The 21,897-nt window shown below is 55.3% G+C and carries 18 protein-coding genes; 5 read left to right on the top strand and 13 right to left on the bottom strand.

All coding sequences use genetic code 11. The annotated features are described in order from the left end of the window. Nucleotides 1-12: 12 nt before the first annotated feature. The 3 genes from SH467x_RS14885 to SH467x_RS14895 all read left to right on the top strand — a co-directional run bounded on the left by SH467x_RS14885 (nucleotide 13) and on the right by SH467x_RS14895 (nucleotide 2,961). Nucleotides 13-1,020, top strand: a complete 1,008-nt coding sequence (locus SH467x_RS14885) for an FAD:protein FMN transferase (RefSeq protein ID WP_482367900.1) — start codon at nucleotides 13-15, stop codon at nucleotides 1,018-1,020. A gap of 146 nt (nucleotides 1,021-1,166) precedes the next feature. Then, complete coding sequence (locus SH467x_RS14890) at nucleotides 1,167-1,472, top strand: hypothetical protein (protein WP_146677850.1); 306 nt, start codon at nucleotides 1,167-1,169, stop codon at nucleotides 1,470-1,472. A gap of 94 nt (nucleotides 1,473-1,566) precedes the next feature. Next, nucleotides 1,567-2,961: a glycerate kinase type-2 family protein gene (locus SH467x_RS14895; RefSeq protein ID WP_482367901.1), complete on the top strand. Its 1,395-nt coding sequence runs from the start codon at nucleotides 1,567-1,569 to the stop codon at nucleotides 2,959-2,961. Here the strand turns inward: SH467x_RS14895 and SH467x_RS14900 are convergent. The 5 genes from SH467x_RS14900 to bamJ form a co-directional block, all read right to left on the bottom strand. Next, nucleotides 2,958-3,638 (bottom strand): ABC transporter ATP-binding protein, encoded by a 681-nt coding sequence (locus SH467x_RS14900; protein ID WP_482367902.1) that lies wholly within the window; start codon nucleotides 3,636-3,638, stop codon nucleotides 2,958-2,960. The two genes, SH467x_RS14895 and SH467x_RS14900, sit on opposite strands and share 4 nt — an antisense overlap. 42 nt (nucleotides 3,639-3,680) lie before the next feature. Continuing rightward, a complete protein-coding gene (locus tag SH467x_RS14905) occupies nucleotides 3,681-5,171 on the bottom strand; it encodes a sulfatase family protein (protein ID WP_482367903.1) in 1,491 nt (496 codons plus the stop codon). A gap of 52 nt (nucleotides 5,172-5,223) precedes the next feature. Beyond that, nucleotides 5,224-6,303 carry a mannose-1-phosphate guanylyltransferase gene (locus SH467x_RS14910; protein ID WP_482367904.1) on the bottom strand — a complete coding sequence of 360 codons (1,080 nt, stop codon included), beginning with the start codon at nucleotides 6,301-6,303 and terminating at the stop codon, nucleotides 5,224-5,226. Between the two features lie 81 nt (nucleotides 6,304-6,384). Continuing rightward, entirely contained in the window at nucleotides 6,385-7,782 is a 1,398-nt protein-coding gene (locus tag SH467x_RS14915; protein ID WP_482367905.1) for a UTP--glucose-1-phosphate uridylyltransferase, read from the bottom strand. Nucleotides 7,783-7,797: 15 nt separating this feature from the next. Further along, a complete protein-coding gene (bamJ, locus tag SH467x_RS14920) occupies nucleotides 7,798-8,541 on the bottom strand; it encodes a BamJ family beta-barrel-assembly machinery protein (RefSeq protein ID WP_482367906.1) in 744 nt (247 codons plus the stop codon). 196 nt (nucleotides 8,542-8,737) lie between these two features. Here bamJ and SH467x_RS14925 point away from each other — a divergent pair, with 196 nt between their 5' ends. Then, the gene (locus SH467x_RS14925; protein ID WP_482367907.1) at nucleotides 8,738-9,775 is read left to right on the top strand and encodes a galactitol-1-phosphate 5-dehydrogenase; all 1,038 of its coding nucleotides are present in this window, start codon (nucleotides 8,738-8,740) and stop codon (nucleotides 9,773-9,775) included. Between the two features lie 81 nt (nucleotides 9,776-9,856). Here the strand turns inward: SH467x_RS14925 and SH467x_RS14930 are convergent, their stop codons facing one another. From SH467x_RS14930 to SH467x_RS14950, 5 genes are all read right to left on the bottom strand, one after another. Next, entirely contained in the window at nucleotides 9,857-10,876 is a 1,020-nt protein-coding gene (locus SH467x_RS14930) for a nicotinate-nucleotide--dimethylbenzimidazole phosphoribosyltransferase (protein ID WP_482367908.1), read from the bottom strand. 5 nt (nucleotides 10,877-10,881) lie between these two features. Further along, nucleotides 10,882-12,117, bottom strand: a complete 1,236-nt coding sequence (locus SH467x_RS14935) for a CpaE/TadZ family protein (RefSeq protein ID WP_482367909.1) — start codon at nucleotides 12,115-12,117, stop codon at nucleotides 10,882-10,884. Between the two features lie 27 nt (nucleotides 12,118-12,144). After that, nucleotides 12,145-13,659: a type II and III secretion system protein family protein gene (locus SH467x_RS14940; RefSeq protein WP_482367910.1), complete on the bottom strand. Its 1,515-nt coding sequence runs from the start codon at nucleotides 13,657-13,659 to the stop codon at nucleotides 12,145-12,147. Between the two features lie 174 nt (nucleotides 13,660-13,833). After that, entirely contained in the window at nucleotides 13,834-14,976 is a 1,143-nt protein-coding gene (cpaB, locus tag SH467x_RS14945) for a Flp pilus assembly protein CpaB (RefSeq protein WP_482367911.1), read from the bottom strand. Between the two features lie 236 nt (nucleotides 14,977-15,212). Next, the gene (locus tag SH467x_RS14950; RefSeq protein WP_482367912.1) at nucleotides 15,213-17,189 is read right to left on the bottom strand and encodes a hypothetical protein; all 1,977 of its coding nucleotides are present in this window, start codon (nucleotides 17,187-17,189) and stop codon (nucleotides 15,213-15,215) included. 282 nt (nucleotides 17,190-17,471) lie between these two features. Here SH467x_RS14950 and SH467x_RS14955 point away from each other — a divergent pair, with 282 nt between their 5' ends. Next, nucleotides 17,472-19,082, top strand: a complete 1,611-nt coding sequence (locus tag SH467x_RS14955; protein ID WP_482367913.1) for a hypothetical protein — start codon at nucleotides 17,472-17,474, stop codon at nucleotides 19,080-19,082. 49 nt (nucleotides 19,083-19,131) lie between these two features. Here SH467x_RS14955 and SH467x_RS14960 read toward each other — a convergent pair whose 3' ends face one another. From SH467x_RS14960 to SH467x_RS14970, 3 genes are all read right to left on the bottom strand, one after another. After that, complete coding sequence (locus tag SH467x_RS14960; RefSeq protein ID WP_482367914.1) at nucleotides 19,132-19,743, bottom strand: thymidine kinase; 612 nt, start codon at nucleotides 19,741-19,743, stop codon at nucleotides 19,132-19,134. Between the two features lie 127 nt (nucleotides 19,744-19,870). After that, on the bottom strand, nucleotides 19,871-20,791 hold the full coding sequence (locus tag SH467x_RS14965) for an ABC transporter ATP-binding protein (RefSeq protein ID WP_482367915.1): 921 nt from the start codon (nucleotides 20,789-20,791) through the stop codon (nucleotides 19,871-19,873). Beyond that, nucleotides 20,784-21,857 (bottom strand): DMT family transporter, encoded by a 1,074-nt coding sequence (locus tag SH467x_RS14970; protein ID WP_482367916.1) that lies wholly within the window; start codon nucleotides 21,855-21,857, stop codon nucleotides 20,784-20,786. The genes SH467x_RS14965 and SH467x_RS14970 overlap by 8 nt, the downstream gene beginning before the upstream one ends. Between the last annotated feature and the right edge of the window lie 40 nt (nucleotides 21,858-21,897).

A 21,897-nucleotide genomic window follows, 5' to 3' on the forward strand; every position in this document is an offset into this window, starting at 1 on the left:
CGTGCACCGATCATGCAACCTTCGGCATCGAATGGACTGAATGTTCCCGTACCTTTGTCGCCCGGGTATTTGTTAGAGATCGGCCGCGATGCCATGGCGTGTCGATTTGAAGTTCTGTTGCATCCAGGACAACCGACGAATGGCCCCGAGTTGGCCTGCCATGCGCTCGAGACGATTTCTTATCTCGAAGATCAATGGAGTCTCTACAGACCTGCCAGCGAATTGAGTTTGATCAATGCGAGGGCTGAAACGACCGCGATGCCTATCTCGGAATCGACCAAAACGTTGGTCGCATTGGGACTGGAATTGCACCGGCGAACGGAGGGTGCGTTTGATCTGACTGCGACCAAACTCTCCAAGGCATGGGGGTTCTTTCGCAGGCAAGGGATCATGCCGGGGACCGCGGAAATCGAACAAGCGTTGCGCGAAGTTGGAAGCCATCACATACAACTCGACAATGCTTCGAATACGATTCGCTACGGGGCTCCCATCGAGATCAATCCCGGTGGGATCGGAAAGGGTGTGGCGATCGACATGGCGGCGGATTGGTTAGAGGATCACGGTGTCGAGCAGTATGCGTTTCACGGAGGTAAAAGCAGTATTCGATGTCGGGGCGAGCAAGAAAAATCCGCATCCAAGACAGGTTGGGGAATTGCCGTGCGACACCCGGAGCAGAGCGAGCGATTGTTGGGGACGCTGAAACTATTCGATCAATCGCTCGGGACCAGCGGTCCAGCCAACCAGTTCTTCTACTTCCAAGGCAAACGCTTTGGGCACATCATCGATCCGAGGACTGGCTGGCCCGCCGAGGGGATGTTGAGTGTCACCATCCTGCATCCGAATGCTGGATGGGCTGACGCGCTCGCGACGGGACTCTATGTCTTGGGAATCGATCGCGCGATCGCTTACTGTGAGAACAATCCGGATACAGCGATGTTGGCGATTCTTCCCGGCGAGCGCAGCGGGCAAGTCGAAATAGTTACTTGCAATTTACAACCCGAGCAATGGATTCCGTCTTAATCGCGGGGATCGAACGGGGATGGCGGATGCGGTAGAACGCACACTCTACTTTTCGTCAAAATAGTTGCGAGTGGCGGGAATTAGGGTGTAGGATTAACCTCACTCCCGCACACTCTCTTCTCTCCCTCGTTCCAAGGAGTTTGATCGTGATTCGATACTGCTGTGATCGTTGCAAACGAGATATCGATCCTCAATGTGATTTGAGGTACACGGTGACCATCGAAATCGAAGCGGGAGTTGACGGAGACGAGCACGAGCTGGTCGACGATCCCGATCATCTGGATGATCTTCAAGACATGCTGGATTCGGCCGACGAAATTTGTAGCTCGGTCTTCAGCGACGAAATCTATCAGCGCAAGCAGTTCGATCTCTGCAAAGATTGTTTCCGACAGTACATCAAAAACCCACTCGCCAAAGAGGTCTCTTCTCCTCTCGGTTTTAGTAAAAACTAGTTGGATACTTTGGGCGTGAACGACATCGCTATGGGGTGAACAACATGGCTAGTTGGTTCGTGATTTCTCGAGCCTTTCTCTGTTTGGGATTGCATTGACGATCGAGCCACGCACTCTACAAGCCTTCAGTATTTGGAATGCTGGGGTCGAATCGGTCCGGGGGGATCGCCTTATCGCGCGGAGTCTTCGATTCGACCGAGACCAATTGCTCATCGAGGATATCGGTCGGTATTCCTTGCGAGGGATCGATCGCGTTCTGGTATTGGGAGGTGGTAAAGCTGCCGCGGCGATGGCTGCGGGGCTTGAATCGATCTGGAATTCATCCACTCCACCTCGCCAGAAATTGGAGGGATGGTTGCATGCCCCGCAAGGCAGCTTTGACGAATCGGCCGACGCCACCGCCCATCGCCGGATTGCATTGCATGCGGCGCGACCGGCAGGCGTTAACGAGCCGACGCGGGAAGGAATGTTGGGGTGTGAAGAGATGCTCCGACTGGCTAAATCTGCCAATGAAAAGACATTGGTTCTCTCCCTTCTGTCTGGAGGAGCCAGCGCGTTAATGCCGTCGCCGCTCCCGGGCCTTCTCTTGGAGGATAAAGTAGCTCTCACGCGGCATCTCAGTCGAAACGGGGCGAACATCGAGGAGCTCAATGAGGTGAGACGTGCGCTGAGCCAGATCAAAGGTGGAGGTTTAGCGCGCGCCTGCGCTCGGGCGCATCGAGTTGTTTCGTTGGTCTTGTCGGATGTGCTTGGAGATCCGCTTCATTTGATTGGATCGGGACCGACTGTTTTGGAACCTCCACCCAATCCGGCTCTCGCATTGGAGATCATTGCGAGATTCGACCCTCGTCAGGAGCTGCCTTCTTCGATTCGAAGATGTCTGGAATCCAGATTGACAACACCGAGCGATTCACTTGGATCAGGAGGTTGTCCGGTGGAGACTCATGTCTTGGCCAACAATGCGACTGCAGTGGATGCTGCGGGTACGCGAGCCGTGGAACTGGGATATGCGTATTGGATGGAGTCGAATCGGACGAGCGAAGGGGATGTGCGGGTTGTGGCTGAGAAGCTTGTGCGAGCCATGGAGCTCGCGGCAGAAAGCGGGCAGCCCGATTGTCTGATTAGCGGGGGTGAACCGACTGTTCAATTGCCGCCGGTTGGGCGTTGCGGTCGCGGCGGACGCAATCAACATTTAGCTCTAACCCTGCTCCATCTATTGGAGAAACATCCTCACCCGAATCTTCGCGCCGCGCGCTGCGTGTCGATCGTGTGCGCCGGAACGGATGGAGAAGATGGGCCGACGCGAGCAGCGGGGGCTTTTGTGGATCGTCAGGTCGTGGAAACTGCTCAAAAACAGGGGTTGGACCCAGAGGATTACTTAACGCGATGCGATGCGTACACTTTCTTCGAGAAAGCGGGAGGGCTTTTGGTCACCGGTCCGACGCACACGAATGTTTGCGATTTGCGCGTGGTATTGCTGCGGGATTAGAACGACTTTGGCTGAAGCTTTTTTTGTTTGAGTTCAAAGCAGCGTTCCATTTTTCTAGCCAGTTCCATGGAGTGGGTGACGACAATCAAGATTGCGTTTTCCTCTCGAGGCATCGCCAGGAGAAGGTCCGAGATTTTGGCCGCGTTTTCTTCGTCGAGATTGCCGGTCGGCTCGTCCGCGAGGACCAACAGCGGCTTGCGAAGGAGCGCTCGAGCCACGGCAACTCTTTCTCTCTCACCGCCCGATAATTGGCTTGGGAGATGGTGCAATCTGTCTTGAAGGCCAACCCGTTCGAGAAGGTAGTGGGCGCGCTCGCGCATGGCGGCATCGGGTCTTCCCTGTGCTAACGCTGGCAATAACGTGTTTTCGAAAACATTCCATTGGGGAAGCAAGTGGTGGTCTTGGAAGACGAACCCGATGTGGTCGTTTCGAAAGCGAGCTTGTTCGGTTTCCGAGAGAGCGAACGGATCTTGGTCCCGAATGGACAGTGTTCCGCTGGTCGGACGGTCGAGTACTCCGAGGATTTGGAGGAGTGTCGACTTGCCAGAACCGCTGGGACCGATGATGGCTGCATTCTGACCGGCTTCTAGAGTGAGATCGACATTCTCGAGGATGACGAGGTCTTCTGCTGGCGTCGGATAGAACTTGGAGATATGTCGAGCGATCAGGGCACTCATTGCGAGCCTTGCGGGTTAGTGGGATTTTGTTTTCTCGAACTATTATTCCAGTTTGCCCGCGGGACGCACCCCGCTTCCTTTTCTCTTTTGGAGCGAATCTCCGAGATCGGCTCTCCACTCCTCCGCCCGCTGATCCAATTGCTTCACGATATCTGGGTGTTGGGCTGCCACATTGTTCTTTTCTCCGATATCGGCAATGAGGTCATAGAGTTCGACGGATTGGACCGATTCGTTTTGATAAGCGATGGGTGTCCCGTCCGATTTTCCCTTTCGGTCACCCAAGGAACGGTAGGTATGAGGGAAGATCATTTTCCAGCGATCACTCCTCAACGCTTGCAACTGGCCGTCGGCGTAATAAATAGGAATGGTCCGATCGCCGATTCCATCCGACGGTGGATTTCGTTTGGTGTGGATGATGGATGTTGTCATATCCCGCCCGTCAATTTTGTGCGAAGGGAGTGAAGCACCGATCAAGGAGGCGATGGTGGGAAGAAGATCGATGGTGGACATCAACTCATCGCTTTGCGACCCGGCGGGAATCTTCCCAGGCCATCGCATGATCGCTGGGACGCGGATCCCTCCCTCCCACGAAGTTCCCTTTCCTTCACGCAACGGGCCTGCGGAGCCGGCGTGCGAACCGTAGCTAAGCCAAGGGCCATTGTCCGATGTGAAGACGACCAAGGTATTTTCGCTCAGGTGAAGTTCATCCAGTGTTCTGAGGATCTCGCCAACGGACCAATCGACCTCGCGCACAGCGTCGACAAATGGGCCTGACCCCTTCCCTTCAAAGTCCTCGGAGCTGTAGAGGGGGACATGCACCATGTTATGGGGCAGGTACAGAAAGAATGGCTTCGATGCGTTGGACTGTATGAATTGGACGGCGCGGCGCGTGTACTCCCGGGTCATCTTCTTTTGATCGTCCGCGGTAACCTCGGAATCGACAATCGATTCACCTTCGAACATGGGCAAATTGGGATAGTTGGGTTTGCGATTTGGATTGGCTCGCTTCGCCGCGACGTCTTCGGGATGAAACGGCCACATATCGTTGCTGTAGGGGAGGCCATAGTAGATATCGAAACCATGGCGAGTGGGCAGGAAAGGAGCCAGATGTCCCAAGTGCCATTTGCCGAAGCAGGCGGTCGCGTAACCCTTCGATTTGCAGATTTCTGCGAGGGTAGTTTCGGAGGAGGCGATACCCATCTTCGCTTGCGGTCCCAACGCGCCACGGATTCCGACCCGTTCGTGGATACAGCCGGTGAGCAGAGCGACGCGCGATGCCGAACAGACTGCGGTCGGAACAATGAAGTCCGTGAACTTGCGCCCCTCTTTGGCCATGCGATCTAGATGGGGAGTCGCCGTCTCGGTCGCCCCAAATGGGCCGATATCGGCATAACCCATATCATCGATGAAGATCACGACAATGTTGGGTGATGGGATGCTGGGTGAGGGCTGTTGCCCTGCAACGGGAGAGCCGCATGCGAGAGCCGCAGATAGGAAACCAAACCAACATGCCAGGAGAGTCGCGATTCGCATGATGCGGAGCCAATGGAAGGAAAGGAGCGGGCGCGATAGAAATCAAATCGGCTTACAGGTATTGCTGATGTCCGAGTTCGGTTAACTGTTTCACTACATCACGCACACGTTCTTCCTCTTCCTTGGGGGCAACGAGGGTTGCGTCTTGGGTATGAACGACAATGGTATCCTTCATTCCGATGGTAACGATCAAATGGTCGGCTTCGCTTCGGATGATCATGTTGGACGAGTCGATCGGCAGATACGGACCATCGACCGCATTTCCTTGTCCGTCTGGTTTGATCAAGCGCGCGATCGCTTGCCAGCTTCCGACGTCATCCCAGGAGAAGGGAGCTTCGATGACGCACACGTTCTGATGGCGTTCCATGACGGCGAAGTCGATTGACTTTCCTTGGATCTTGGCAAACTCGGTCGCGAAGACGGATTGGAAATCATTGGTACCAATACCGTTGGCGATGTTTTGAATGTGGCTGTAAATCTCGGGTTCGAACGACTCGAGCGCTTCGAGGATCGTCGATGCTTTCCACAGGAAGATGCCGCTATTCCAGTAGTAGGTCCCGGCGGCCATATACTCTTCAGCGGTTGCTCGATTGGGCTTTTCACGAAATCGTTCGACCGAGAAGGTGGCGATTCCCGGAACGCTGTCGATCGCCGAACCGCGTTGAATGTATCCAAACGACTCCGCAGCGTAGGTCGGTCGAATACCGAAGGTAACGATGCGCGATGGATCCTGTTCAATCAGTTTTACCCCTGCTTTGATAGCTCGGTGGAACTCGGAACGAGGTTCGATCACGTGATCCGATGGCATCACAACCATGATTCCATCTTTATCGGCGGCTTGAACAAGCGACGCGGCGACACCGATGCAGGGAGCCGTATCCCGTTTGCACGGCTCGCCAATGATGTGTTCAGCAGGAAGATCGGGTAACTGCGCGACGACCGCGTCGGTGAGTTGTTGGTTGGTCAGAACCAAGACATGTTCGCTGGAAACCAATCCATTCAAACGATCGAAGGTCGTTTGAAGCATGGTTCTCGCTCCCCCCATCTTCAACAGCTGCTTGGGTTTGATCTGCCGACTCGCAGGCCAGAAACGGGTTCCCGAACCACCTGCCATGATCACTGCATGCAGCATGTTGTACTCTCTCGTTCGTTCAATCTTGAATACTGGCGAATCGATTCGCCATCGAAACTCACTCCAAGCTTTTGTGGGCCATCACGCGAAATAGGTATCCGAATGAATGGTTCCTTGGGATTGGATTTTGGATTTGACGTCTTCGGCATCCCAGGCCCACATCGGATGAATTTCTACCAGACAATCCGGGGTGCATTCTACCCCAGCCTCGGCGAGCCATCTCTTGGCTCGATCGCTGATGGCTAGTTTGGCGGAGGCGGGAGTGTCGGTGGGGGCTCCGTCAGCGTTCTTTACAGGAGCAAAGACATCCTTTGGGTCTCCCTCGACGACAATCGCTCTCGTAGCTCTGGGCAACAGATCGAAGACAAATCGTTCCAATTTGATCGCATTCGGAGAGGTCGGGCGAATGGTTTTGCCTGACGGTTCCAGGTATGGGACTGCTTTGTTGGCAAGGTGAAAGGGAAGCGACTCAGGGTCCTGACTGCACTTTTCGAGGAATGTTCGATCCATCACATGAACGGCTATGTTGCCGGCCCAAAGCCGGAGCGAACCGTCTTCGTTGGTCTGCTCGGCTATTTCGGTGGGAAGATCACTGTACTCGATGATCTGCGTTTTACCGTCGATGGAAACGACGTTTCCAACCTTCTCGGTTGCGAACCGTTTCTGGACAACTTGGGTCGTCATCTGCGAGTTTGCCAGGATGTGATGACCGAGGAGCACCGGATCGCATGCGATGACAAGTGGATTGTCGACTTGCGCGTAATAGAAATACTCGATCCCTTTGCTTCGGCACGCATCGAGAATGCCGTGTGTTCGCAAGGCTTTGACGATACCGCCATGGCCATCGGGACTCATCGCAATTCGACCGGGGGATTCCAGTAGGATCGCTCCGGTTTCGCGATCGACCGCTGGCATCGTACCCTGCTGGAAAATCGTTACTTCGTCTTGGGAAAGCCCTAGCCAATGGTGTGACTCAAAGTACTCGCGGGTCTCTGCATCGGTTGCTGGGCTGGTCATGATAAGAAGTGGGATTGAAACTCCGAACTTCTTCATGGCACCTCGGAGGGAATCCGCGTGCATCGCAAAGAGACTGCGATTCGAAACGGGGCCAATCCGGAACATCCCTTTCGGTTTGTCGAACCCCAATCGAGTTCCTTGCCCCCCCGCGACGAGAATCATCGCAACTTTTCCGTCGCGTATCGCCTTTTCACCCGCCTGATAAGCAGCGCGTTGCACCGAAGCGGATTCGTTTAATCGAATCGCATCCGGCGCGTTGGCTCGCGAGGCCAGAGCATGCCAGTCGATGCTATGGTCTCGTCCCTCAATCGTGCGACGCAACTCGTCGAAGTCGATAGCGGCGATCTCTTGTTGCAATCGCTTCCGATCGGGATCGGAGAGCGATTGCAAGTGATCGAGGAGATGGTTTTGGTGGAACGTTTGCAACCGTTCCTTAAGGGATTCCCAATCGAGCTGCATCATGCCTGGGACCTTTTTCTACTTCAGAACGTCAAGCAGTTCCAATTGGAAAATCAAGACTTCGTTTGGACCGATCGAACCACCAGGTCCTCCTTGTTCGCCATAGCCGAGTCCAGGCGGAATGGTGACCAGCCACTTGTCTCCGACCTTCATGCGCTGAAGCGCTTCGGCAAAACCAGGAACAACGCGGCCAACTGGGAATTTTGCAGGCTCACCCCGGGCGAGCGAAGAATCGAAGACGGTACCATCGGTCAACTTGCCTTCGTAGTGAACCATAACCGTATCGGCGACGGTTGGCTGCTTTCCAGTGCCGGTTGCGAGGACTTGGTACTGCAGACCTGATTTGAGGGTCTGAACACCTTCCTTGGTTTTGTTCGCTTCCAAGTACTTATTGGATTTGTCCAAGTTTGCTTTGGCGACTTCCATCAATTTCTTTTGGATCAAGCTGTTAAGGGTGGCGACGACACTGTCCATGTCCTTCTCGTTCAACCGTGGCTTCTTGCTGGCCAACGCATCGACCAAACCGGCGAGGAGCTCCTTCGCATCGATATCTTGCTCGGTCATTTTGCGGCTCGCCAAACCCGATCCGAAATCGAAGCCGAGGAAATAGCTGCAATCGGCTTTGGATGCGTTCGCGGCGGGTGGGTTTCCCACAACGATCGGAGCTGGAGCTTGGGTTTGGCCACCGACAGGTTCCTGGGCGGATACGACGCTTCCCATACCGATCATGACAAGGCCAACGAGCTTTATTTTCCAACACATAACGTATTTTCCTGAGACAAAAAATCGATCGTGAAACGAACTAGGGGGCGTCGCTAGAATGGTTACAATCAGCGCTTCGGTAGAGACTACCCGACATCGTACTGCGATCCCAGGTCATTTTCTGCCAACGCAAGCTTGCGAACCCACTTTTTCTTGTCGTTTTTTGTTCCCCTTTCCCCTCTCTAGGACCCGCATTTTGAAAGCCTTACTGCTGCAAGAGTACAAGAAACTCGCCGTTGTCGACCTCCCTCAACCAGAGTGCGGTCCTGAAGACCTTTTGGTGCAAGTCAAAGCGTGTGGAATTTGCGGCAGTGATATCCATGGATTTGACGGTAGTTCGGGACGGCGTATTCCTCCGCTGGTGATGGGGCACGAAGCAGCTGGAATCGTCGTGGAAGTCGGTTCTTCGGTACGCGGGTTTGCAGTCGGCGATCGCGTGACCTTCGATTCGACCGTCTCTTGTAGCAAATGCCATTTCTGTCGAGCCGGCTCGATCAACTTGTGCGAGAACCGTCAGGTCCTCGGGGTGGCATGCAACGAGTTTCGCCGACAAGGTGCTTTTGCACAATTCGTTGCGGTGCCACAGCATATCGCTTACCCGATTCCCGATTCGCTCCCGTTCGAGCACGCCGCGATGATCGAAGCGGTCTCGATCGCGGTTCATGCGACGAACCGAACACCCAAACATCTCGGTGGCTCGGTGGTGGTGGTCGGCGCGGGCATGATTGGATTGCTCTGCATTCAAACCCTAAAACTGGCCGGATTTTCGAAAATCATCGCCATCGACTTGGAAGACGAAAAATTGCAGTTGGCGTTGAAGCTGGGCGCTACCCACTCGATCAATCCTAAGAAAGAGGATCCGGTTGCCCGCGTTATGGAGTGGACCAACGGACGAGGGGCAGACGCGAGCATGGAAGTTGTCGGAGCAAAGCCAACCGTGAGCACTTGTTTTCAAGTGGTGCGTCGCGGAGGTTCGGTAACGCTGGTTGGGAACTTGACTCCGACCGTGGAATTGCCACTTCAAACCGTTGTCACGCGAGAACTTTCCGTCTTCGGTTCTTGTGCCTCGAATGGCGAAATACCTCAGTGCATTGAGTTGTTATCGTCTGGAGCGATCCAAGTGCAACCGTTGATCACCGCGACCGCTTCGCTCGAGGAAGTCCCCCAATGGTTCGATCGGCTTTATGCAGGTGAGAAGGGGGCGATGAAGGTCATCGTCACACCGAATCGCTAGCGAAGGGCTTGCCGCGAAGAGACGTTCGGATCGTACGGATTCCCACATAGTGGGGAACCCCTGGCTTTCGTCGCGAACCGTTCAAGTACCAGGGAAGATCAATTCGCTGGTCGGAATGGTTTTTCGGCACCAAGCGGCCGCACCGAGCACGAGCGGGTAAAGAGCGAGAGCATTTGCTCCTTCGTCCTGCTGAATGTTCCAGTCCAGGTATGGTGAGAGTCCCAGTTTATCGAGCATCAGATCATGGATTCGACTGCCGGAACGCCCGGCCGCGATCATCGAGCCTGCAGAACCGGGAATCATACGTTCGGCAATCAATGCCGCCGACGTGGAAACGACTCCGTCCAGCAAGACGACTTGCCGTTGCTTGGCCGCCTGCGCGATGGCGCCGGCCATCGCGATGACTTCGAAACCACAGATTTCTGCTAGCCCTGCGTCATCGATCTCATAGCCACTTCGCTGCAGAACGCGGTCGGTCGCGGACTCGATCAAAGTTCTCGCGGCGGCGGGTTCCGAGAACAAGAGGTTGGGCTCCGTATCCCAAACCGAATCGAGCGGGACATCGGCTAACAACCTTGCCAAGCAGCTTGCGACGAGTTCACCTCCCGTTCCAAGGGCGCCGAGGATCAAGACCTTGGTGCCTCGAAGCTGGGACATTCGGGCTTCATCCATGCCGATTTTCCAGCCTTCTCGAAGCTCCGAGAGAGACATGGCGGGCGCATGAGATATATCGTCGGTTCCAGATCGGACCGAGCGGTTTGCAAGCTTCGGGTGGGAGATGCGCGCTGGTCTTGCTGCCCCGACATCGACCACTCGACGATCGATTCCGAACGATTCGGCGACGATCGCCGCAATGGTTCCCCCGATTGCCATCTGCTCCATCATCACGGTCGTCATGCCACGGGCCGCATCTTCGACTCCCGACAAGGCAAAACCGTGGTCTGCTGCAAAGACAATCAACTCTGCAGGTCGGACCTCAGGTGCAGTGGATTGTTCTATTCGACAAAGATTGGCTGCTAGCTCTTCCCATCGTCCCAAAGCTCGCTGCGGTTTCGCCAGGGAATCGAGATGCGATTGGATTTGTGCTGGCGTCAATGACATAGCGGTTACTTTGCTTTCGCTGTAGATCGACCTGGCCAGAAATTCTTCCAGCCGCTCGCGATTCCTTTGTCGATGGTTCCTTTTGTGGTTTCCTCGGTGGAGGTAATGACTCCGCTATCTAGGAGTTCGGTCAATTGCATCACAGCTTGTGTGATCAAAGCCTTCGGGGCTTGCTCGATAAGCGGCTGGCCGTTGTTCCGCATTTCGACCATTGTTCGATAGTCGTTGGGTATCTGAAAGAAGACTTCGCGACCGATCGTTTCTTTCGCTTTCTTCAAACTGATCTGCCCACTTTCGAGTCCAGCGCGATTCACCACGACTTTGATTTTATCCCGAATCGACTCCATCTGCTGGAGGCTCATGAGCAGCCGAACCATATTTCGGAGACAAGGAAGGTCGAGCTGAACCATCAAGACGATTTCGTTGGACATCTCGAGTGCGGTCAAGTCGACGTGCGAAAACGCCTTCGACATGTCGATTACCACGTGCGAAAAGGATGCTCGCAAGAGCCCAAACACCCGGCGGAGGCTGTCCGGGTTGATCAGATCCAAATCCTGTAGTTGCACCGGCCGGGGGAGCAAATAGAGACCAGAGGAGTGCTTCGTCAACGATTTACGAAGCAGCTGAAAGTCGAGTCGCGAAACGTTTTCGGTCACATCGACCAGACTGTAATCGGGAATCGAGTCCAGAAAGACGTCGGCGTCTCCAAGGGCTAAATCGAGGTCGACGAGCGCCACGGAGTTTTCCGGTTTGCGAGCCAAATTGCAGCCGATGTTGACCGCGATGGAGGTGCATCCGACGCCTCCGGTTGCCCCGGCGACGGCGATTACTTTGCAGCCACGGGCTTTGTTGTCGCCGCTTCCATACTTCGATTGCAGAGCGCGTTCGAGGGCGGAGTACAGTTCCTCCACATCGATCGGCAGCGGTAGAAATTCGCGAGCCCCTGATCGGATGGATTTGAGAATCATCTGTCCGTCGGTGCTCGAGGACACCGCAAAAATCAGACAGTCAGGGGAAGACATCCGAAGTTTGTCCATCAAAGCGAGCGCCCGATCCGGTCCCCCGTCGAGACAGATCATCGCTGCGTCGGGATGCGATTGTTCGACGACATCCGCGAAAAACTCATAGCGAGAACATTCCGCATCCAACCAGACAATGTCCATCCCGAGAAGCATCGATTTCAGCTTCTCGCGAGAATGATCATTGGGATCGACAATCGCTAACCGTAAAACATTGCTCATGATGGAAAGTTGATCGAGTTTGACGGATTACTGGCGAGAAATGGGGGGCAGTGGTCGAGCGAAGCTGGCATTGGTCGCTGGCACAGGCGATCCTTGGCGACCTCCCTTGGACGTATCGGTCGGCGACGAGGCGTGTCCGTAAAGAACCGTTCCGGGTTGGGATTGTGTTGGTGGGCAAGCTTCTGGTCCGCAAGCCGCAGGAACTTCGATGTAGCCCTTCATATACAGTTCCTTGTCGAGAGGGCTATCACTGTTGAATCCAGGACCACCCATTGGCACTTCATGGCAATCCATCGGTGCCGCAAAGTTGGGCGTTACCAAGATCAAGAGCTCGACTTCGTTCTGGACTTCTCGGTTGGTTCGAAAGAGCGCTCCGAGATAAGGGAGATCGGATAGCCCGAGAAGTCCGCTGCTCTCGGCCTCCGTTCGGACCTGCAGCAATCCAGCCAAAGCCAGTGTCTGGCCCGCTCGCATTTCGACCGCGGTATCGACAAACCGACTTCGGATGCCAGGTACGCTCGTGCCTGCAATCGTGACGCTGCGCCCTGGGTCGATTTCGCTGATGGTCGGACGGACTTCCAACCAAATCCGACCATCGCCGCGCACCTTCGCGACGAAGTCCAATCGGGTTCCAAATTCGCGAAACTCAATGCCAACTTGTCCCAATCCGGCAGGAACAATAATTGGGAATTCGCCACCGGAGTTGAAACTGGCAGGTCGACCATCGATCGCTACCACCGTCGGATCAGCCAAGACCTTGGCGAGATTGTTCTGGCGAAGCGATCTTACTAAGCCGAAGAACTGATTGCCGCTATCCACCACTCCGAACTTGAACGTCTCGTTTCCAGCATTGAGCAACGCACCCGTTGTTGCACCTGGGGCGATCAGACCGCTCGCACTGGTTGTCACGAAGTCATCCCCAAAACTCATACTCCAGTCGATTCCCAGTTGCCGCAGTTTCGTGCGAGAAACTTCCATGACCTGGGTCTGTAGCATGATCGTATGAACGCCGATGACCTCGATCTTGTTGATGACTCGCTGATAGAATTCCTCCGCGATGGTGACGACCTGCTCAACATGCTCGTCCGAAGTGACTTGCCCCGAGACGATCACTGCGTCGCGTATCGGTTGGACACTGAGCGTCGCGGTGGGGAAGTGCTGATCCAATATGGACTGCAATTCTCGAGCATCGCCCGTCACAACGACTTGAACGTTGTAAATCGTTTCATCCACACCCTTGGCGTCGATTTGAGTCACGCCGGTGGCCAAGGCGGACACCAAGACTTCGTTCTTCTGAGTCGCTTGGACGTTGAGAACGGTAGGATTGTTGATCGTCGCTGTGACGATGGGCTGAGGAAACGTGAGATACTGCGAAGTGGAGACGATCATCCGCAGCGATTCCTGCTGCTTGGTCACCGTCATCCTCCCCGTCGGAATCGGTTTATCCCCTTCTCCTGCCGACAGCGGTCCGCTGACGCAGAGGATTCCCATGACGGTGCACGCTCGCAGAATTCCGTTTAGAGAGCTAAGTCCGCGTCCCATTTGCAATTCACTTCCCTGTGAAAGAAGGCGTCGGGATAGCCTCCGGTTCGGTTCCATCCCACTTTTGGCGTTCCATTGCCAGCGACCGGCATCCTGCGATCGCACTCCGCTTAGACAGCATTTAACGACTAAACGGATTCACATAACTGTATCGACCGTTCGGCTCGTAGGAGATTACTTGGAGGGTGGGTAGGCTGCCTTAAATCCCCCAAGTTGCCAACTCCCACCATTGGGATCCCAATTGAGATTGGGTCGTTCGCTCCCCTTGGTGCTACCCGAATCGGCTACTTCTTTCGATCCACCCGAAGCTGGAGGAGGAGCAAATCCGGAAGCGGACGGGGTTCCGCTTTGAATACCGCTGGTCGAAATGCCTTCGATTCCTGTTTCAGCACCTTCATCCACTTTGCGAGGCATCTTGTCACCTTCCTTCCAACGGAATCGATTCGAACCCTCCGGGGTGATGATCATCATTTCGTGTTCGATTTTCGGTGCAGCCGGTTGTTCAATCACTTCTCGAACCAAACTGGCAGCATTCGGCTCACTGGAGCGAGGTGCCTCAGATTCTTTAAGCCATGCCATGAAGCTTTCGCCATCATCCATTCTGCTCTTCGCTTCTTCCGAGAGCTCGGGCGGACGAAGGGCAACACGGAGTTTCCCAAGGTTGGCTGCCGTGTCTAAGACCGCATACTGCTTGTCTTTCACCAGCAACTGGAACGTGCTCGATGAACGACGCGCTGTCGTGGGGGCATCTGGATCGATAGAAGCAATACCATCGACCATCAGGACCTCAAGATTCTCAAGTACCCTGACGGTACCGGAGGTTTTGATCTTCATCCCCTTTTCAAAGAAGCCGAAAACATCGACCCGATCGCCGGGACTGATGTAACCGCTACCACCATTTTGTTCGTTGACGACCAAGTCGAAGACGCGGTAACCCTCCGGAATCACTAGCTCCTTCCCTTTGTTGGCGAGCTTGATTTCAATCAAGGGTTCATTGACATACAGGGGTTGTTTGGCGAATTTGCCTTCGATCTGTTTTAGATCGACCAAGGCCCCTTGGGGGACTTTGTCGGCTGGCCACTTTTCGATTCGAACGGATTCGGGAGTTATCTTGGACGCAGCCGAGACATTCTTGGCGATCACGAGGATCTCCGCTGTCTGGACCGCTACTCCACCATTTTGATCCAAAACCACTTGGCTGACGGCTACCGAGGCGACGATGCCACACCCGAGCGCAATAAGCAACAACAACAACGACTTGGCACGCATGAGACGCCTCTCATCGGATCGACCGAAGAAACAGGGATAGGCGTCCATGCCAACAATGCAAACCTAGCTCATCTTTGAGCCAGAGGATGCGATTTCACTCGACTCTGCTCATCGAGTCTTCACCTGCTGCATGATGACAAAATATCAAGCGGCCGCCGCTGTCCGAAGAATCGTCACTCCATGAAAAAACGGCAGAACCCAAACATCGTATCGGGTCCTGCCGTTTTGATCGAACGAAGCACGACTTGCGAGCGAACCGCAAGCGAGCGATCCGCGATGACTGACTAGTTATTTCGAGGAGGCCCGCCCGGACCACCTGCACCCGGACCACCTGCACCAGGTCCGCCAGCACCAGGTCCGCCAGCACCAGGTCCGCCAGCACCAGGTCCGCCAGCACCAGGTCCGCCAGCACCAGGTCCGCCAGCACCAGGTCCGCCAGCACCAGGTCCGCCAGCACCAGGTCCGCCAGCACCAGGTCCGCCAGCACCAGGTCCGCCAGCACCAGGTCCGCCAGCACCAGGTCCACCAGCACCAGGTCCGCCAGCACCAGGTCCACCAGCACCAGGTCCACCAGCACCAGGTCCACCAGCACCAGGACCACCTGCACCAGGTCCACCAGCACCAGGACCACCTGCACCGGGGCCTACTGTTCCCTGGCCGCCGAAGGGACCAAAAGGCGAGAAGGTGGGGTCTTCGGTCGTTGTTTGCTCACCCGAGAAGTCCTTGAAGGCGACTCGCAACTCGCGCATCGGTGCAGCGACTTGTACGTTGAGTGCATTCAGGTCATTGAACTTGGTGGTGTCGTTGAGAACCTTTTGCAATTCCTGCAGTTTCTCGATCGCATATTTGATCTTGTACTTTTCGGATTCCGGAATGATTTTCATCAGACCGCTTTCCGGTCGGCTTGCCGTCTGCGCGGAGGCTGCACCCGTAGCGCCGTTGAGCGCCACGTGAATGCGTTCCAATCTTTGGTTCAGTATGCGGCGAGCATTCTTGAGATCAGCGGGCTGTGGAGCTCGCGATTGGGCGGGGGCTCCGCCGTAGCCACCGAACATTCCACTCCCTTCTCCTTCACCACCATATCCGCCGCTTCCAGGACCTCCTGGCCCTCCGCTTCCTCCAGGGTATCCACCCGATTCGCTTCCGTATCCGCCAGAACCATAACCGGAGCCACCCGAGCCCATTCCTCCGGCTCCCATGGGTCCGGAGCTGGCGACCTTGGTTCTCCAAGATTTATCGGATTTCAGGCCGAACTTTGCGATCTCGTTCGAGATTGCCGTGATCTGTTCTGCGGTGTAGGTATCCGGTGCGAGACTGATTTGGCCAAAGCACAAGCAGCCAATTTCTTTGAGCCACTCCGACGATCGGGCGTCCTGGAGTACTTCCAAGGCAAAGCTTGCCACTTTCGCGGTCGCAATTTTGGCCGATTCCGACTTAGGATCTCCGCTTGTTGCCAGGGCCGTCATCGCCAAGAGGGATTGCTCCATCAGTTTTTGATGGGCTTCTGGAAGGCGATGGTAGGGTGGGACCACCGTCATCAACGGGGCCAACTTGTTAGCGATCTTGAGTCGTATGTCCTCGGTCGCAGCATCCTTGGGATCCGTCGGTTTGATCTTCAATGACTTCTCGAGGGTGTCGATAGCCATGTACTGAATCGCATCTAGTTCCGTTGGGTCGAGCGCGATTTCGATCAAGTTATAAACGCGGGGTTCGGTAACGGCGGGCGTGTTTCCGGCGGGTTCGCTATAAAGTTGCATAGCGATATGGAATGTCAATACGCGCGCCGTGGTGCTGAAGCCAGCGTCTTTTCGGATGACTTTGTAGAGTTCCCCGAGCAATCGACGATTGTATTCAGCGCGAAACGGCTTGCTGGCCCTCGCGAGGGCTTGGCCGATGTCGTCATCGACAATGTCCTTCCTCGCTAAATTCACGTCTGAGATTTTCCCGATTGCGTCTTCGTTCGCATCGGGTTTGGGGGGATTGGGATCGACATGGGTGATCAGCGGAATCACATATTCGCTGTAGTACTGCATCGTAGCATCGAGCGAAGTCCCAGCTTTCAATTCTTTGCTTTTGTCCGATCGTTTGGCGTCGCGTGCTTTGCCTGTCAGCTTGACCTCAAGCCGGGTGGGAGCATTGCCTTGGGCGTAGAGGGGCTCCGACCAAGAGACAGGGGCAACAAGACCGATCCCGATCACCAAGGCGACAAACCGACGACGCAGTTCGGCACAATTCGAGGATTTTCGATGTATCTTGCTCATAGGACCGCTCCGCCGAAGATTGGCAGCTGGAGAAGAGGAAAATAGGAAGGCGCACCACTCTTAGATTAAGGCGCCGCGCGTGCGAGTGTCAACTTTCTTCCTCAGGTTTCCCTCGGAAGCACGAATTTATCCTCGCGCTCCGGCAACTCTCTATCCCTTAAAGCGAATTTGACTGCTACAATGCGGCTATTCGGAGCGCAGGGATGCAGACCGCTCATTGGCCAGCGCGTTGCCCGATCCGAGCGCACCATCTAACACTTCTTTTTTCGATGAAAACTGGTTATGTCGGACCATTGGAATAGCTTGGCAAATTTGCTCGGAACCCCTTCCCTTTCGCCCCAATCGAAAAAATCGGACAAGGCCAAAGGAGCGGCTGAATCCCCCGCGAAAGGGGTAGCTCCCCCGATCGAGCAGGTGGCCCCTGCTCCAGCGCCGGTCGAGGAATTGCCCGTTTCTGGCAAGTCGAAAGAGCCTTCGCGGCTTCGATCTTCCTGGGACGCTGTGACTTCTTTTTTCGGAATCCAATCGGGCGAAACCGCACCTACCGCCGAGTCGACACTTGAGGATAAGCCGTTCGAAACCGAACGTCCCTCTCGGTCCCGACCCGAAAACTCGAACAAACGATCGAAGCCAAGTTTGTGGGCTGACACCCCGGACCTGGCCCCTGCCGAACCCGCCCCACGCGAGCGAACTCGGGATCTGGATCGGGATCGTGTTGCGACCCCTCCCGAATCGGCTCGGTCGGTTGAATCCGAAGCGGTTGATGAGCCCATCGTTTCGTTCGGTGAACCCAAGCGACTACGAAGAGGCTCAGGTCGCCAAGAGCCAGGTCGCCAAGATTCGGGGCGCCGCGACGGAGGCCGACGTGACACAGGTCGCCGGGATGAAGGTGCCCGAGACGAAAGGGAACCTGAGAATCGAGAGCCGGGAAATCGAGAGTCGGTTCCGGCATCAGCGGAGCGATCACCACGTGAATCCGGAGAGCGAACCCGCCCGGAACGAGGCCGATCCGATCGGGGGGGCGCAGAGCGAGAGCGAGCACCTCGCCGCCCAGACGTTGCCTCCGACGCATCCCCAGCACTCGATGCACCGAGACGGAGTCGCAGTCGTAGCGAATCGACGGATGACGTGAATGGAGTCCCGGAGCGACGCTCGGAACGAAGACCCCCGCGGCGCGGGCGTACGGACTCGCCGTCAATTCTTGAAAACGAACAAACCGATGAACCGGTGGAATCGGCCGCACCCGTCAGTTCCTCGCGCGGAAGAGATGCGGGGCGACGTGAGCGTCGCGAACCCGATTCCGCCTCGCGCGATTCGGAACCACGGCGTCGCAGTCACCGCGAGGACGAAAGACGTGATGCACCGTCGGAACGGCGGGATGCACCATCCGATCGTCCGCGTGGTCGCGCACCCTCTGCCGAACGGGAAGATGCAGACTCGCTGGAACCACCTCGAAGGCGATCTCGATCCCGCCGCGACGAAGTGAGGCGTGACGATGTAAGGCGTGAGGATGGTTCAGTTCGCGACAAGGAGCCAGCCGGTTTTGCTTCAGGACTCGATGACTTTGAACAAGACGATGCGCCCGTAAGTCGTCGCGATCATGATGACTCACTCGATTCCGAGGATGCGACCGGCGACGAACGCTCCCCACGCAAACGTCGTACTCGACGCCGTGGAAAAGGGGATGCGAAGGGTGAGCGATCGAGCCGACGCGACGAAGACTCCACTCCGGAAGAAGATCGCGAGGCCATCGAAGCAGTAGCTAGCCACAGCAAGATTCCATCTTGGGCAGATGCTATCGGCGGGTTGGTCGCTGCGAACATGGAAAACCACGCACGGGGAAGCCATTCCCATGGTCGTGGTCGGGGACGAGGCGGTCGTCCGTCTCACTAGGGAATCCCCTTCGCAAGCCAACCGAGCGGTATCCAACCGAGCTGTCCTCTTATAAATCGTCGAACGGCAAGTCTTTTGTCGTTCGCTCCGCGAGCCCTTGTTTGAAGTGCTTGCGACAGACGGTTACGTACCGTTCGTTCCCTCCGATTTGGATCTGCTCTCCCTCGCGCATCGGCTTTCCTGTTGAGTCGATCCGCAATACCATCGTCGCCTTGCGTCCGCAGTGGCATATGGTCTTGATCTCGTTGAGGTTGTCCGCCCAAGCCATCAGGTGTTGGCTTCCTTCGAACAAATTGCCTTGAAAGTCGGTGCGAAGGCCGTAGGCAAGCACGGGGATTTCTAGTTCATCGCAGACGTCGGAAAGCTGCCGAACTTGCTGCTTGGTCAAAAACTGCGCCTCATCGACGAGCACGCAATCGACCTTTTGTTTTTGGTGTTCGCGTTCGACGCGCATCAAAAGATTATCGCCGGACGAAAAAGGGATGGCGTCGGATTGCAGGCCAATGCGAGAACTGACTACTCCGACTCCATATCGATCGTCGATTTCCGGCGCGAAGACCAGCGTTCGCATGCCTCGTTCGCGGTAGTTGTAACTCGACTGTAGCAGAATCGTCGACTTCCCTGCATTCATGGTCGAATAATAGAAAAAAAGCTTGGCCAAACTCCCCGCCCCCACACATCCAGAACTGGTATCGATACTTCTTCATCTATCAAGTCATGTTTATACCGGAAAATCTACTCCTAGAGCTCTCCGTTGACAGCTGGTGGGACAGCACATACGGAGAGTGTTACTCGCTCTGTGTTCCAGGGCGAGCGATGCGAACGAAAATGTCATGCAGAGAGGGTTTCACGATTTCGAAATGCTCTACATCTCCCAACTCGAGAAGATGGAGCAAGAGATGTCTATGCGAAGTTTGTTCGTGAAGCTGGATGTCCACGGTACCGTTGTCCCATGTCGCGAGAGAGACGCCGGGTATAGAGCGGATTGGATCCAGTTCAACAGGCGTTTGGTTTGTAATTCGCACGCGGACTTTAGGTTCCGTGTAGAGTGCTTGGATCTCGGGAATCGTTCCGTCGAGTACTTTGCGACCTTGAAAGATCATGCAGACATGATCGCACATCTTTTCGGCGATCGACATATCGTGGGTGCTGAGGATGACTGTCGTTCCTTCTTCTCGCAGCTGCAGGATCGCATCTCGGATCAATTCCATATTGACCGGGTCCAGCCCACTGAACGGTTCATCTAGGATGACCACTTGAGGTTTCGACGCGATTGCCGCAACAAACTGAACCTTTTGAGCCATACCCTTGGAAAGCTGATCGATCCGCTTTCGATACCAGTCGGTCGCTCCGAGTCGGACCATCCATCGCTCGATTTCTGCATTGGGATTTCGATGGCCTTTGATTCGCGCGAAATACCGCAGGGTTCTCCACACGGTCATGCGTCGATAGAGCCCGCGTTCTTCAGGGAGATATCCAACACGATCATCCGCGCAGGAGCGATTCGATTCGCCTAAGACTCTCACGACACCTTGATCGGGGCGATAGATGCGGAGCATCATTCTCAACGTCGTTGTTTTCCCCGAACCGTTGGGACCGATGACACCAAAGATCGACCCGCGCGGTACGTGCAGGTCGAGTGGGTGAACCGCTTGATGCGATCCGAATTTCTTCGATACACCTTCCAGTTCGACAACCCAATCAGTCATCGCGATCCTCCCGTTTTTGAGTTGGCCAAAGTGCGATGATGTTGGCAAACAAGATCAAGACACCACCGGCACCTAGTTGCCAAGTGAACGATTCGTTTTGATAGTCGATGGCAACGATCCATCCGATGATACCGGGAAGAATCATGGCCCAAGATGATGCGAAAACCGGTTCGGTGCTATATATCACAGACGCTTGGGACGCGCTGATGGCGGGCTGAAACGTGTTCATGCCTAGAAAAGATAAGATCGAGCAGAAGATTGCCAAAAACACGAGCAATGCCAAGACGGCTGGCTGGCCGCCGATCGCTAGCCAGTTCGACCAGGAAACGTCAATCGACCGAGCAAACTCAGATCCATCGAGCAGCTGTCGACTCACCACGAAAAAGACCCACGCGATGATTGCGGCTGTGACAAACATACCTGGAGTTAGATTCGCCGATCGATACCGTTTGCCAAATGTGTCGACCAATAGGACTTGGCCGCTGAAGAACAAAGCGCCCAGCGTTGTCCAAAGATCTCCCCAATTGAGCGGAACCGTGGAGGAATCGTCGGCCAATGGCACGTCGGCGAACGCAAGGACGTATCGATGGGCATCGGAGAGAATCGCCACCCCTGTCAAAGCGAGCAGGCTACCGATGCAAACAAAAAGGGAGGGACGTTGCTTGAGTAGAAACGATGCCATCAAGGGGGTGTAGACCGCCGTCAAGCTGGTGAGGAATCCACTGCGTGAAGCAGGGATCGTGGCCAAGCCGACGACTTGCAGGATTAATCCCAGGCAGAAAAGCATCCCGATCCAGAAGCCCGCGATCCACTCCTCCTTGGACGTTCGAAAGAAGAGCTTGGGGAGCACGATGCTTAGCAAAAGAGAAGCAATAGTGAAACGCATCCCGATCAATCCTGCCGAGCACGCGACCTGCATCGAGGTAGGCATTTGCGGGTTTGCAACTCCGAAGTGATCTTCCATCACTTCATTGAGGCTCTTCATGACTGGAAACGACATGCCCCAAAGAGCGTTCACTCCGACGAGAGCGATGATCGCAACAAGAACAGGACGCGGTATGGGCAATCTTCGACTCCTCGACAGCGACTGGAGCTTTGGCTTCTCA

This window comes from Brakhagea slesvicensis, assembly GCF_052161625.1.
In the GTDB taxonomy this organism is placed as follows: Bacteria; Planctomycetota; Planctomycetia; order Pirellulales; family Pirellulaceae; genus JBKCUI01.